The 14,046-nt window shown below is 71.7% G+C and carries 9 protein-coding genes; 6 read left to right on the forward strand and 3 right to left on the reverse strand.

The genetic code is table 11. The annotated features are described in order from the left end of the window. The first annotated feature begins 4 nt into the window (after positions 1-4). Complete coding sequence (locus tag JIG36_RS09080) at positions 5-1,249, forward strand: hypothetical protein (protein WP_203375564.1); 1,245 nt, start codon at positions 5-7, stop codon at positions 1,247-1,249. Here the strand turns inward: JIG36_RS09080 and JIG36_RS09085 are convergent. Further along, positions 1,246-2,925 carry a hypothetical protein gene (locus tag JIG36_RS09085; RefSeq protein WP_203375565.1) on the reverse strand — a complete coding sequence of 560 codons (1,680 nt, stop codon included), beginning with the start codon at positions 2,923-2,925 and terminating at the stop codon, positions 1,246-1,248. The genes JIG36_RS09080 and JIG36_RS09085 overlap by 4 nt on opposite strands. Before the next feature lie 91 nt (positions 2,926-3,016). Next, positions 3,017-3,277, reverse strand: coding sequence for a hypothetical protein (locus JIG36_RS09090; RefSeq protein ID WP_203375566.1), 261 nt, complete (start codon positions 3,275-3,277; stop codon positions 3,017-3,019). A gap of 192 nt (positions 3,278-3,469) precedes the next feature. Between JIG36_RS09090 and JIG36_RS53950 the strand changes: the two genes are divergently transcribed. Continuing rightward, complete coding sequence (locus JIG36_RS53950) at positions 3,470-5,869, forward strand: FG-GAP-like repeat-containing protein (RefSeq protein WP_203375567.1); 2,400 nt, start codon at positions 3,470-3,472, stop codon at positions 5,867-5,869. A gap of 295 nt (positions 5,870-6,164) precedes the next feature. Here JIG36_RS53950 and JIG36_RS09100 read toward each other — a convergent pair whose 3' ends face one another. After that, complete coding sequence (locus JIG36_RS09100; RefSeq protein WP_203375568.1) at positions 6,165-7,067, reverse strand: SDR family NAD(P)-dependent oxidoreductase; 903 nt, start codon at positions 7,065-7,067, stop codon at positions 6,165-6,167. Between the two features lie 244 nt (positions 7,068-7,311). Here JIG36_RS09100 and JIG36_RS09105 point away from each other — a divergent pair, with 244 nt between their 5' ends. The 4 genes from JIG36_RS09105 (at position 7,312) to JIG36_RS09120 (ending at position 14,045) form a co-directional block, all read left to right on the forward strand. Next, positions 7,312-8,760 carry an aldehyde dehydrogenase family protein gene (locus tag JIG36_RS09105; protein WP_307872633.1) on the forward strand — a complete coding sequence of 483 codons (1,449 nt, stop codon included), beginning with the start codon at positions 7,312-7,314 and terminating at the stop codon, positions 8,758-8,760. Between the two features lie 308 nt (positions 8,761-9,068). Beyond that, a complete protein-coding gene (locus JIG36_RS09110; RefSeq protein WP_203375570.1) occupies positions 9,069-10,823 on the forward strand; it encodes a class I adenylate-forming enzyme family protein in 1,755 nt (584 codons plus the stop codon). Continuing rightward, on the forward strand, positions 10,823-13,273 hold the full coding sequence (locus tag JIG36_RS09115) for a CaiB/BaiF CoA-transferase family protein (RefSeq protein WP_203375571.1): 2,451 nt from the start codon (positions 10,823-10,825) through the stop codon (positions 13,271-13,273). The genes JIG36_RS09110 and JIG36_RS09115 overlap by 1 nt, the downstream gene beginning before the upstream one ends. A 4-nt stretch (positions 13,274-13,277) precedes the next feature. After that, positions 13,278-14,045, forward strand: a complete 768-nt coding sequence (locus JIG36_RS09120; protein WP_203375572.1) for an enoyl-CoA hydratase/isomerase family protein — start codon at positions 13,278-13,280, stop codon at positions 14,043-14,045. Position 14,046 lies beyond the last annotated feature (1 nt).

Here is a 14,046-nt window from a genome sequence, read left to right on the forward strand (position 1 = left end):
CCGCATGACGGATTCGGGGAAGCGGGCCGCCGGGGTTGTCTTCGCGGCGGCGGTGGGGGCGCTGGCCGGGGCGGCGCTCGGCGGGCGCCGGGGTGTCGCGCCCGGCGCGGCGCTGCTCGCCTCCACCGAACTGGTGGCTCGTGCCCGGCAGCGGCCCAACGAGGTTCCGCCGTGGTGGTCGCGGGTGGTGATGAGCGGGGCCATCGCGGCCCCGGCGGGCCGGCTCCTCGGGGGTGACCCGGTGCGGGTCGGTCTGATCGCCGGGGCGGTCGCGGGCGCGCTCGGTCTGCGGCCGCAGAAGGTGGCGCTCGGCCCGGTCGTCGGCGCCGCCGTGGGCGCGGCCTGGCGTCTGGCCGGTGGTCGCGACGCTTCACCGGCCGCGGTCGCCGCGACCGCGGTGGTCGGTTTCCGGGTGGTGTCGGCCGTGCTGTTCCGCGACCCCCAGGTGGGGCTGCTGGCCGAGCGGGCCCGAGCCGAGGATCTGCCGTTCGTGGTGCCGCTGGAGGCGCGCGGGGGATACGTCGGCACCGACTACGTGCGCGGGCTGGCCGAGACGATCGGCGGCAGCTACCGGGCCGACGCCGCCGACGTCGGGATCCTGGCCTCGCTCGACGACCTGGCCGGGCCGCAGTTCGACCCGGCGGTGGTCGATCCGGCGGTGCGCGAGTTCTATGAGCACACCACCCGGTTCCGGCTCGACATCGTGCCCGAGTGGCGGCCCTGGGTGCGCCCGGGCTACCTGCTCTACCGCACGTTCGTGGCGCGTCCGCTGGGGCAGGCCAACGTGCCCATGAACCAGCGCGAGACCCTGCGCGGCGTGCGCAGCCGCATCGACACCATCACACCCGAGGGCACCGACCTCATCGGCGTACGGGGGTGGATCCGCTCGTTCGCCGACACCGACGAGCCGATCTATGTGGGCATCTACACGACGTACCGGCACGACGACCGGGGTTACGTGAGCGTCGGCTTCCCGGTGCCGCAGGGCAGCTTCACGGCCACGCTGCTGCCGCTGCCCCGGCCCGGTGGCGGTCTCGTGCTGACCAGTCGCAGCGACCTGGCCCACCCGGGCCACTACCTGAGCTACGTCGACCCGCAGACCCGCGAGCTGACCACCCTGGAGGTGCACGGCTTCACCGAACAGCTGGACGTCTACGTCGAGGACGGCGAGCTGCGGGCCGAGCACGCGTTCTCGCTCTACGGCCTGCCGTTCCTGGTGCTGCACTACACGATCCACCGCAAGGGTTAGCCGAGCGGCTTCTCCAGCAGGACGACACGGTCCTCGCGGACGACCAGGACACGACCGTCCTCGGCGACGGCGAGCAGCGGACGGCGTACGTCACCCTCGTAGGCGTCCATGGGCGAGCTCACGCAGTCGCCGTCCACGCATCGCGACACCATCTGGCGCCAGTACTTCCTGGACTCGCCGATCGTCAGGTGGAAGCCCGGTGCCGGGGCGGGCACGGCCGTGGCCTCGTACGTGGTGGAACCGACGACGGTGGTCGCGTTCAGCGAGTCCGGCTCGGGCGGGGCGACGTCGGCCGTGTGCTTCGGGGAGGCGCAGGTGACCGGCTCGCAGCCGTACCGGTACAGGGAATGCCCCACCCAGAACGTCGCCGCCGGGCGCCCGTCGGCACCGACCGTGAGGCTCGCGCGGGTGCCGTTCTGGTAGCCGTCCTCCGGCGTACGGTCGGTGACGCCGACCTGATGGCGTTGCGGCTTCGAGCAGGCGACGTCGGCGCATCGGATCAGCGAGAACCGGTAACGCCCGTACTGGCCGCCCTCGACCGGGGCGGCCACGAAGAACCAGAGCGAGCCGTCGGGCGCGGAAGCCCCGGCCACCTCGGCCTCGACCATCGGGCTCAGCTTCTCCTTGGCCGAGGCCCGGACCGGCAGCCACGCCTCGCGGCAGCCGTCGCGTGTGCACCGCGCGTAGTGCACGAACGGCCCGCCCTTGTCCGGTCCGCCGCTGAGCCGGGCCTTGACCACCGTCCCGTCGGCGGCGATGACGACGCGGCTGTAGCCGTCCGTCGTGGGCGGGCCGCCGTTGACGTTGGTGAAGCTCCGGCACAGGTCGTCGTCGCAGTACCAGACGCCCGGGCTGGTGACGATGACCGGATGCTGTCCGGCCGGCCATACGACCGCGGTCGCGGTGGCGGGTCCGCGATCGTGCGTACGGACCTGGGGCGCGCCGGACGGGTTCACCACGACCAGCCCGGCCGAGACGGCGACGGCGAACGCGATCAGGGCGGCGCCGGGCCAGATCCGGGCCCTGGTCCCGTGGGCTTCCTCCCGGGTGTGGGGGCGCGCCGCCAGCACTGCCTGCAGGGTGAGCGCGACGGTCATCGAAAGAGCGGTTCCCACGTACGGGATGAACCCGGCGCCCCACGCAAAGAGCGCCGGCCCGAGTATGCCGCCCAGCAGGAACAGCGCGGTCTCGCCCCAGGTCACGTCCCGTCCGGAGCCGCCGACAGCCCGGTCGACCCCGGAGATCAGCAACCGGGCCGTGAGGAACACCGCCGCCAGCAGGATCGAGACGCTCAGCACCAGCCCGATCGGCCCCGGCGCGACGACGAAGGGCGCCCACATCGCGAGGAAGGTGGCCCCGCCGGCGGTGATCAGGCCGGTCACGAACCAGGGCAGATGCTTGACGCCCTGCCCCAGAGCCTCGACCGGCCCGACGCCACGGACCGCCGTCCACGCGCCGGCGACCAGCCCGACCAGCCACAGCATCACCGTGAGGGCGAGCTCGGCCCAGGCCAGGGGGCCGCTGTCGAGGTTTTCCGCGACCCCGTCGACGATCACCAGGTGGCCCTCGCCGGGCCACAGGTCGAGCAGCGACGACGCCAGCAGGATCACCGCCACGACGGGCAGGACCACGGCGAGCACCGGCCGCCAGGCGACGATCTTGGGGGGAGCGGACATCGGCCCAGGATAGGGAGGCCGTGTCCGCTCGCGGGGCCCCGATTACTCGGCCGGCGCTGTGATCTCCGGCTCGGCCGCCTCCCCGTCGTGTCTACTCGGCCGGGAACGCAGCCTCCGGCTCGGACGGCTCGGCGGTCTCCTCCTCGTGGATCGGCGACGAGGTCAGCAGCTCGACCTCCCAGCGCTCGACCAGCTCCTCGCCCTCCTCGTCGGCCTCGAGGTAGCTGCGCACGCGGACGCCGAGGCCCAGCTGGTTGGCGGCCCGCAGGTGCTCGGTCACCTCGTCGATGCCGGCCAGGTAGTGCGTGGAGATGACGTCGGGCTGCACGGTGGTCTCGTCGAGATCAGTCACCCCGTCAGCCTAGGAAACAGCGCCCTGGTGCCGGCATGCGCCCCCGCGACATCGGGGCATCCTGACGCTGGTCGATCCGTTACCCTCTCTCCGAATCGATTTCGATCGAACTAATCACGGGGGAACACCGACTCCATGCTGCCCAAAAACAGGTCTTTGCTCCTTAGCGCCGGACTTGTCGCCACATTTCTGGTGACGGTTCCGGGTACGGCGCAGGCCGTGCCCCGGCCGGCCGCCGCGGTCCAGGCCATCGCCGCCGCCACCTACGAGCAGAAGCTCGCCGTCGCGGTGAAGTTCGGCCGCGGCGACGACTTCGCGCTGATCGAGCTGCCCGACCGCGACTTCGTCATCGCGATCTGGAACCACGTCAAGAACAACAGTGACTACCTCGAGGTGCGCGCGGCCGCCGAGCTGGCGTTCTCGGCCGGCGAGGACGACGCCTCGGCGCAGTTCATCACCACCGGCGTCTTCGCCGCGTTCGACCGCGACGTCGAGCGCGAGCGGCAGGAGGCCGAGGCCAAGCGGCAGAGCGACCTGGCCCGCAGCGCGGCCGCGGCCAGCATCGACGTGGTGGCCGACGCGGCGCTGCTCAACGGGAGCGACGCTGACTTCGTACGGCTGATCTGGGAAAGGGTTGCCGACGACGCCAAGTGGCCCAAGGTCAAGGCAGCGGCGCGGGCGGCCCGCGACGGCAGTGACGAAGACCGGCGCGCGTTCATCGCGACCGGGATGGCCGTCGCCGCCGGACAGGACGTCGACGACCGGATCGCCGCCGACGAGGCCAAGACCGAGGCCGAGAAGGCTCTGGAGCGGGCCCGCGCGGCCAAGAAGCTGGCCGCCAACCGGATCGGGATGACCGTCACCGAGCAGCTGCTCAACCTGCCCGACCGCGACTTCGTCACCGAGGTCTGGAACTTCGCTCCCGACGGCACCGAGGTGCAGGCCGCGGCCGTCGCCGCCGCCCGCAGCAACGACCCGGGCGCGTGGAAGACGTTCATCGAGACCGGCATCCACGCCGCCAAGGACCGCGACATCGCGATCGCGCTCGAACGCGCCTACCAGGCCGACCGCGCCCTCGCCCTGCAGATCAAGGCGACCGCGACCACCAACGGCGACCTCAACCTGGCCTGGTACGCGACCCGGGCCCTGACCGGCACGCCGACCGAACTCAACGACTTCGTCCGCGTCGGACAGTTCGACCTCGACCTGGCCACCGGCTTCGAGACGGCCGACGTGCAGCCCACGACCCCGGTCACCGGCAGCGTCAGCAACGTCACCAGCCCGACGGTCGCCGTCGCCTCCGGGGCCGGCCACACCGGGACGGCCGCGCTCGTCTACTCGGGCACCGACGTCAACACCCTTTCCTCGTACGCGTACCTCAAGTCGATGACGGTGAGCCGGATCGCGGTGAAGCCCTCGACGAAACTGTCGTACTGGATCTATCCGCAGAGCACCGCCGCCCGCCCCGAGATCAAGACCCGCAACAGCACCTGCGTGTCGGTCGACCTCGTCTTCAGCGACGGCAGCACCCTGCGCGACTCGCAGCTGACCGACCAGAACGGCGTCCGCGTCCACCCGGCCTTCCAGTGCAGCAAGCTGGTCGCCGACCGCTGGAACCAGGTCGTGGTGCCGCTCGGCAGCCTGGCCGACAAGCAGGTCACCACGGTGGTCGTCGGTTACGACCAGCCGCGCAACGCGGGCGGCTTCCGCGGCCTCATCGACGACCTGACCATCACCGACGGCCCGGTCGAGGTCACCGACCCCGGCCACGACCCGGTGAACTACCCGCTCGACCCGTGGCGCAACGACTTCAACAGCGACGGCTGGGCCGACGTGATCGGGCGCAACCCGGCCGGTGAGCTCAAGCTCTACCGGGGCAACAACAAGGGCTCGTGGATCGACCCGTCGACCAACATCGAGGTCGGGTCGGGCTGGCAGCAGTACAACCACGTGTTCCCGGTCGGCGACTTCACCGGCGACGGCGCGCTCGACGTCGCGGGCCGCAACTCGGCCGGCGACATCAAGCTCTACCGCAGCAACGGCAAGGGCGGCTGGATCTCCTCGACCCCGACCACGATCGGCAACGGCTGGAGCTCGTTCACGGCGATCTTCTCGCCGGGCGACTTCAACGGCGACGGTTTCGTCGACGTCATCGCCCGCAACACGGCCGGCAAGCTGCTGATGTACCGGGGCAACGGCAAGGGTTCGTGGATCGACCCGTCGAGCAACATCGAGGTCGGGTCGGGCTGGAACCAGTTCTCGCTGATCTTCTCGCCCGGCGACTTCACCGGCGACGGCTTCCCCGACGTCATCGGCCGCAACTCGGCGGGCGAGCTGAAGCTCTACCGCGGCAACGGCAAGGGCGGCTGGCTCAACGGCACCAACCCCGACACGGTCGGCACCGGCTGGAACCAGTTCAACCAGATCTTCTCCCCGGGCGACTTCAACGGCGACGGTTTCACCGACGTCATCGCGCGCAACGCGGCCGGCGAGCTGAAGCTCTACCGAGGCAACGGCAAGGGCAGCTGGATCGACCCGTCCACCAACATCAACATCGGCACGGGCTGGAACCAGTTCAACCTGATCTTCTGATCCGTCCGGCTGTTCGTTAGTTCCGACCGGCTGTTCTGGTTTGTCCGAGGGCCCCTTTCCCGTACGCGGGGAGGGGGCCTTCACCATGTTCGCGTGGTAGTCGCGCTGTGGGGTCCCGTGGGGGTCACCGTCATAGCACAAGGCCGGGCCGCGTAGAAGTTATCCACATTCTTGGCCTGTCCACAGCGCGCCCGTCGGGCCCACCGCGAGATCGGCCCCACTCGATAGAATGGGTGCTGGGTGGGGGACCCCCGGTAGGGTGGGCCCCTGTGAACTGGGCAAACGTCGCTTAAGCCTACTGCGCGGTGTAGCCGCCGTCCACGTGCCAGACGCTGCCTGTGGTGAAGCTGCTTGCGGGGTCGAGCAGGGTGATGACCGCGTGCGCTACCTCGTCCGGGGTGCCCCAGCGGCCTACCGGGACCTTGGCGGTGAACGCGGCCTGGGCTGCGGCGTCGGTGGTGGCGTCGTTGACGTTCATGGGGGTGCGAACGGGGCCGGGAGCTACGCAGTTGATGGTGACTCCGGTGCCGGCCAGCTCCAGGGCCAGCGAGCGGGTCAGGGCGGCTACGGCGCCCTTGGTGGCGGCGTAACCGGCCCGTTCGGGGGCGCCGGTTGAACCCAGCACCGAGCCGATGGTGACGATGCGGCCGTGGCCTCGGGTGGTCATGGCGGGGGCTACGGTTCGGATCGCCAGCCAGGTGCCCATGACGTTGGTTTCCCAGGCTGCGCGGAAGTCGGCGTCGGTGAGCGTCGTCAGGCTGCCTCGGGCCAGACGGCCGGCCGCTGTGACCAAGCCGTCGACCGATCCCCAGCGGTGTTCGGCCTCGGCGGCCAGCTCGGCCAGCGCGCCGGCGTCGGTGGTGTCGCCCGCGACGACCAGTGCGTCCGTGAACGGCGTTTCCCTGGCTGAGGCGCCGCCAGCCGACGCTCCCCGGGCCGGTGCGCCACCGGCCGGTGCTTCCTGGGCTGAGGCGCCACCGGCTGACGCGCCACCAATCGGCGCTCTCCCGGCCGGCGCGGCGCTGGATAGGGGGCCCACGGGCGACGCGAGCGCGGCGGCGCCCAGGGTGGCCCGGGCGGCCTCGCAGCGGGCGGCGTCGCGGCCCATCACGGCTACGGGGCGGCCCTGCGCAATCAGGGCCGTCGCCACGGCCAGGCCTATCCCGCTGGTGCCGCCGGTGATCAACACAGCTCCCATGCGGGGATTCTGGACCGGGGGAGTGGGGTGGGCCTATCGCGGTGGTCCGGTGGGTGGTCCTGGCTTGGCGGAGGTGGGCCCGGGGATCCGATGACCGAACCCATGATCCGGCTGGACCGGCTGACCCCGTGCCCTGACGGGGTGGTCCGGTGGGCGGTCCGAACGCGTTGACCCTCCTGGGGGACGGTCCGACGATCGGGGCCTTGAGAAGGCACGGGCGTACGTGCCGACAAGGGAGGGCACCGTGGCCGAACAGCTTCTGATTGCCGGTGAGTGGGTTCCGGCGGCGTCGGGGCAGCTCAGCGAGACCTTTGATCCCTCCAGCGGGGTCAAGCTGGCCGAGTTCGCCGAAGCGGCGAGCGCCGACGTCGACGCGGCGGTGGCGGCGGCCCGGGCCGCGTTCGAGGACCCGGCCTGGCGCGACCTCTCGCCGGACGCCCGGGGGCGGCTGCTCTGGAAGGTCGCCGACCTGATCGAGCGGGACGCCGCCGCGCTGGCCGAGCTGGAGACCCGCGACCAGGGTATGCCGATCAGCCTCACCACCGGCGTCAACGTGACGCTGGCGGCGCAGGTGTTCCGCTACTACGCGGGCTGGGCCACCAAGATCGAGGGCAAGCTGTCGTCGGTGTCGGTGCCGGACACGCTGCACTACACCCGGCGCGAGCCGCTCGGCGTGGTCGGGCTGATCACGCCGTGGAACTTCCCGTTCGCGATCGCCGCCTGGAAGCTCGCCCCGGCCCTGGCCACCGGCAACACCGTGGTGCTCAAGCCGGCCGAGCAGACACCTCTGAGCACGTTGCGGCTGGGCGCGCTCTGCCTCGAGGCGGGCATCCCGGCCGGAGTCGTCAACGTGCTGACCGGTGGCCCGGAGGTCGGCAAGGCCCTGGTCGCGCACCGGGGCGTCAACAAGATCTCGTTCACCGGCTCGACCGAGGTCGGCCAGCAGATCGCCGGGGCGGCCGCGGCCGACCTCAAGCGGGTCAGCCTCGAACTGGGCGGCAAGGCGCCGAGCATCATCACCCGGGGCACCGACATCGACGCCGCCGTGATGGGGAACCTGCAGGGCGCGCTGTTCAACACCGGGCAGGCCTGTGGGGCGTACACCCGCTTCTACGTCGACGCCAAGCGGGCCGACGAGTTCACCGAGAAGATCGCGGCGGCCGCGCAGACCCTCAAGATCGGCCCGGGTCTGGACGCCGACACCGTGCTCGGCCCGCTGGTCTCGCAGGAGCAACTGGACCGGGTCACCGGCTATGTCAACGGCGGCGTCGAGCAGGGCGCTCAGCTCGTCACCGGCGGCACCCGCGCGTCGGGCGCCGGCCTGGACGACGGCTACTTCTTCACCCCGACCGTCTTCTCCGGCGTACGGGACGACATGACCATCGCCCGTGAGGAGATCTTCGGGCCGGTGCTGTCGATCTTCAGCTACGAGGACGAGGACGAGGTCATCGCCCGCGCCAACGACACCGACTACGGCCTGGCCGCGGTGCTGTGGACGCAGGACCTCACCTCGGCCCACCGGCTCGCCGCGCGCATCCACGCCGGCACGGTCTTCGTCAACCAGCTGCCGCTCATCGACCCGGGCGCGCCGTGGGGTGGCTTCGGCCTCTCCGGCTGGGGTCGCGAGATGGGGACGTACGCCCTCGACGAGTTCACCGAGACCAAGGGCGTATGGGTCAACCTCGCCCGGTGATCGGGCGAACCAACCCGATGGCCGGCCGCCGGAAGCCGGTCGTCGGGCGAGCGGAGCCAGCGGGCGGGCGTACGGGACTTCCAGTCGCGTTGGTGGAACCGGTTGCCGGGCGAGTCGAACCGCGGGAGAAGGCCGCGTTGGTGGAACCGGTGGCCGGGCGAGCCGAACCGCGGGAGAAGGCAGTGTCGGTGGAACCGGTGGCCGGGCGAGCCGAACCGCGGGAGAAGGCCGCGTTGGTGGAACCGGTGGCCGGGCGAGTGGAACCGGGGGACGGGTCGGCGGCGCCGGCGAACGAGCGGAGGAAAGCGATGACCGGGCGGCGGGGGTCGGCGGCGTTCCCCGGGCCGCCGGAGACGCTGGTCGACGTTCTTGTGCGGCGCGCGGCCCTCGATCCGGGGCGCGTCGTGGCGACCTTCGAGCGCGAGAGCATCACGGCCGGCGACCTGCTCCACGGGGCCGAGCGGGTCGCCCGGCTTCTGGCCTCGCCTCAGCTCGGCCTCGCGGCCGGCGAAACGGTGATCACGTGCCTGCGTCCCGGCGCGGCCCTGGCGACGGCCGTCGCGGGAGTAGCCCGGGCCGGACGCGTCGAGGTGCCCGTCGCCCTCGACACGCCCGGAGCGGGGCCCGGAGGCAGGCCCGAGGACACGCCCGGCAACGGGCTCGGAGACACGCGAGGGGTTACGCGAGCGGGCGGGCATCGCGTTGCTCTGGTCGGGACGGCCGCCCTCGCCGCCAACCCGGGACTGGCCCGGTTGGCCCCGCTCGTGTTCACAGTGGACGACGGCGGCGGTCTGGGGACGTTCGACGAGCTGCGCCCGGGGCCCATGCCTCGCCTGCCCGCGCCCGGTGATCCCGCGCTTGTGCTGAGCACCTCGGGCACCACGGGACGGCCGAAAGGCGTGCTGCTGCCGCATTTCGCCGGGGTCCGGCATGCGCGACGGGTATGCGACTCGATGGGGTACGGCCCGGATGACGTTCTCTACAACGCCTTTCCCTGGAACCACGTCAACATCCGGCACACCGGGCTGCTCGCCGCGCTCGTCAGTCGGGCCCGATTGCTTGCGGTGCCACGGTTTTCGGCATCGGCGTTCTGGGACACGTGCCGCGCCGAGGGGGTGACCGCGTTCAACTTCATGGGTGCGGTGGCGGCGATCCTGTTGCGTACCAAGGAAAATGACCTGGACCGGCAGCATCGGGTCACCCGCGCCTACGGTGGGCCGGCGCCGCGATGGCTGGCCGGGCAGTTCCGCGAACGCTTCGGCGTCGAGCTGGTCGAGGCGTACGCCTGCACCGAACTCGGCGACGTCACGTCCAACCGCTTCGGTGAGGTCACGCCGGGCACGGCCGGACAACCGCTTCCCGAGTACGAGGTCGAGCTGCGCGACACCGACGGGACGCCCGTGCCGCAGGGTGAGGTCGGCGGCATCACGGTTCGTGCCCGCGTGCCGCACATCAGCACCCTGGGTTACGTCGGCGTGGACGGGCCACCGCCCGAGTGGATCGCCACCGGCGACCTGGGGAAGTTCGACGACGGGGGACGGCTGGTCTTCTGCGGCCGGCATTCCGACGTGATCCGCCGCCGGGGCGAGAACATCTCGGCCTGGGACGTCGAATCGGCCGTCGCCGCCATGCCCGGCGTCCGCGAGGCAGCCGCGACCGGGGTCAGCTCCGAGTTCACCGAGGAGGACCTGCTCGTCGCGGTCGTCCCGGCAACAACACCGAGCGCTGAGCCGGAAAACGGGCCGCGCGTTGAGCTGGCGGAACGGCCGCGCGCTGAGCCGGAAAACGGGCCGAGCGTTGAGCGGGCGGAGCCGCCGGCGCGCTCGCTGAGCCCGGAAGACGTGCACGCGTGGTGCCGTGAACGGCTGCCCCGGCACGCCTGGCCGCGCTATGTGGCAATCCTGGATGCGTTGCCCCGCAACGGTTCCACCAAAGTCGACAAGGCCGCCCTGCGCGATCCCGCGCTGAGGGCCGCGGCCGTCGACCTCGAGCACCTGAGGCGCATCACGTCGTCCTCTTCCGTGCGCGTGCCCGCTTCTCCCTCTGCCGGAAAGGATCGATAGTGCGAGTCCTGGACCTGACCGACGAACTCGGAGCGGCGGCGATCCGCGCCCTGGTGGGCCTCGGCGCCGACGTCGTCCGAGTGCCGTATCCGCCCACCGCCGCCCGGGCCGCCGGAACGCCGGACCGATCCGCCGGAACCCTGGACCGGGCCGCGGAGCTGCATTGGTATGCGGGCACCCGCGTCGTCGAGGACGGTCCGGGCGTTCTCGACAACCTGGCCGCCGAGGTCGATGTCGTCGTGGAGAGCGGCCCGGTATCCGGGTTGCGCGGCCTGACCGCCGATGGCGAATCCCGTTGGCCGGGCCTGGTTCACGTGGTGGTGACCCCGTTCGGGCTGACCGGGCCGCGCCGCGACTGGCTCGCCGACGACCTGATCGCGGCTTCGGCCGGTGGCATGACCTGGCTCGGTGGCCGCTCGGATGGCCCGCCCAAGCCGCCGCCCCGCGAATCCGCGTTGCAGATCGCGGGCGCCCACGCGGCCATCGGCGCCTACCTGGGCCTGCTCGCGAAGGACCGCGACAGCGAAAGAAAGGACCACGGAAGCGACGGCGCCGGCGAAGGGACAGACCGCGACAGCGAAGGAGTGGACCACGGCGGTGACGGAAACGACGGCGAGGGGACGGACCGCGACGGTGAAGGGAAGGACCGCAACGCCGGCGGCCAACTCATCGACGTGTCGGCCCAGCAGGCGGTCGCGGCCACCCTGGAGACCGGCGCCATCGCCTGGATTCACGGCGGAGCTTTCCCCCGGCGTACGGGCGGGGTCTACGGCCATGTGGCGCACCGCGTCTTCCGGGCCGCCGACGGTTATGCGGCCGGCGGCTATTCGGGCAGCAATCGCATGTGGACCGATCTGCTGGCGTGGATGGTGGAGGTCGGCGAGGCCGAGGACCTGACCGACGAGAAGTTCGCCGACGCCGTGTACCGCTGGAATTCCCGCCCGCACGTGGACGAGATCGTGGCCCGGTTCGCCTCCCGGCGTACGGCGGAAACGCTTGGCGAAGAGGGACGGCGGCGCGCGTTGCCCTGGGCCGAGGTCAGCCGGGCCGACCAGCTCGCCGAGAACCCGCAGCTGCGGGCGCGCGACTTCTTCATCGACGTGGACGGGCTGACCGACGTCGGCTACGCGGTCAAGCTGCCGGCCCCGACCCCGGGATCGAAAGCCTGGCACCGCCGCAGCGAGGAGACGGGCCAGCGCGGCAGCCAAGAAAGCGGCGAGGAGACCGGCCAGCGCGGCAGCAAAGAAAGCGACGAGGAAAGCGGCCAGGAGAAGCCGGCACTAGCCGGCCTGCGCGTGCTCGACCTGACGTGGGTGCTGGCCGGCCCGTACGCGACAAGGCAGCTGGCCGACCACGGCGCCGACGTCATCAAGGTGGAGTCGAAGCACCGCCAGGATCCGACCCGGTTCGCGCCCTCGATGCGGCTGCGTCCGGGCGCCACGCACGACGACGGCGGCTACTTCCTCAACTTCAACCGGGGCAAGCGGTCGATTGCCGTGAACATGCGCACCCCGGAGGGCCAGGAGATCGTCCGCCGGCTCGCCGCCGAGTGCGACGTCGTCATCGACAACTACAGCCCGGGCACGATGGCCAAGTGGGGCCTCGACTATGCGTCCCTCGCCGAGCAGAACCCCGGTGTCATCGCGGTTTCGATGTCCGGTGTCGGGCAGGACGGCCCGTGGCGCAACGCCGTCACGTTCGCCGACACCCTGGCCGCGATGTCCGGCCTCACGCACGAGACCGCCGACCCGGGCGGCGACCCGCAGGGCCTCACGTTCGGGCTGGGTGACATGGTGGCCGCCAACGCCGCCGTGCTCGCGATCGTGGCCCTGCTGCGCGAGGAGCGCGGCGGGTTCGTCGACCTCTCCCAGCTCGAAGCGATGGCCGCCTCGATGGGCCCGGCCGTCCTGGAGCAGCAGATCGGCACGCCCGCGACCGGCGCCACCCCGGCCTGGCCGCACCGGATGGCGACCCGCTCACCGCACGGCGTCTACCCGGCCCGGGGCGAGGACCGGTGGGTCGCGATCGCGGTCACGAACGACGAGCAGTGGCGGAGTCTGGCGCGGCTCTCCGGCGTACGGGAAAGCGGTTTTTCCCTGGCCGAGCGCAAGGCCGACGAGGACCGCATCGACGCCGAGCTGGCCGCCTGGACCGGCTCGCGCGGCGCCTCCGAGGTCGCCGAACTGTTGCAGGCCAACGGAATCCCGGCCGCCGTGGTCAGCACCGGCGAAGACCTCACCGACCTCGACCCGCAGCTGGCCGCCCGCGGGTTCTATCCGGTGCTGCGGCATCCGCTGGCCGGCGAGGTCCGGCATGAGGGCACGGTCCTCCACCTTTCCCGTACGCCCGCCCGCGTCGAGCGCCCGGCCCCGCTGCTGGGCGAGCACACCGGTGTGGTCCTCACCGAACTGCTCGGCGACGTCGCCGTCGAGCCGACCGTCCTGGAGTAGAGCCATGACCTTCCTCACCGTCGAGACGGCGGCCGGCGTCGCCACCGTCGTGATCGACCGCCCGCCCGCGAACGCCGTCAACCCGGAGCTCATCGAGGAATTCCTCGAGGTGGTCCCGAAGCTTTCCGAGGATCCCGCCGTACGCTGCATCGTGCTGACCGGCGTGGGCCGCTTCTTCATCGCCGGGGCCGACATCGCCGTGATGCGGGACCTGTCGCTCGACAACCACGTGAAGATGCGCCGCTGGATCGAGGTGCAGCGCCTGCTCGAACTCGCGCCCAAGCCGGTCGTGGCCGCCCTCAACGGCCACGCCCTGGGCGGCGGCGCCGAACTCTCGCTCGCCTGCGATCTGCGCATCGCGGCCGCTTCGGCCTCGTTCGGCTTCCCCGAGATGCAGCTGGGCCTGTTCCCGGGGGCCGGCGGCAGTCAGCGGCTGCCCCGCCTGCTCGGGCTGCACCGGGCCAAGCTGCTGATGATCGAGGGCCGTCGCCTGACCGCGGCCGAGGCCTTCAACCTGGGCCTGGTCGACGAGGTGGTGCCGGACGACGAGTTCGCCGAGGTCGTCGCGGTGCGGGCCGGGGAGCTGGCGGCGAAGCCGACCGCCACCATCGGCCTGCTCAAGACCTCGATGCTGGAGGGCGCCCCGCTCGACATGGACGGCGCGATGGCCGTCGAGTGGGCCGCGGTGCAGCGGGTGATCGCGAGCGAGGACGCCGCCGAGGGCCTGCAGTCGTTCCTGGACAAGCGGAAGCCTGAGTTCCGGGGCCGCTGAG

The organism is Paractinoplanes ovalisporus (assembly GCF_016834655.1).
GTDB classification, from domain to species: Bacteria; Actinomycetota; Actinomycetes; order Mycobacteriales; family Micromonosporaceae; genus Actinoplanes; species Actinoplanes ovalisporus.

Coding starts and splice junctions, on each gene's coding strand:
- JIG36_RS09080 (WP_203375564.1), top strand. CDS start 5: ATGACGGATTCGGGGAAGCGGGCCGCCGGGGTTGTCTTCGCGGCGGCG.
- JIG36_RS09085 (WP_203375565.1), bottom strand. CDS start 2,925: ATGTCCGCTCCCCCCAAGATCGTCGCCTGGCGGCCGGTGCTCGCCGTG.
- JIG36_RS09100 (WP_203375568.1), bottom strand. CDS start 7,067: ATGGGAGCTGTGTTGATCACCGGCGGCACCAGCGGGATAGGCCTGGCC.
- JIG36_RS09110 (WP_203375570.1), top strand. CDS start 9,069: ATGACCGGGCGGCGGGGGTCGGCGGCGTTCCCCGGGCCGCCGGAGACG.
- JIG36_RS09120 (WP_203375572.1), top strand. CDS start 13,278: ATGACCTTCCTCACCGTCGAGACGGCGGCCGGCGTCGCCACCGTCGTG.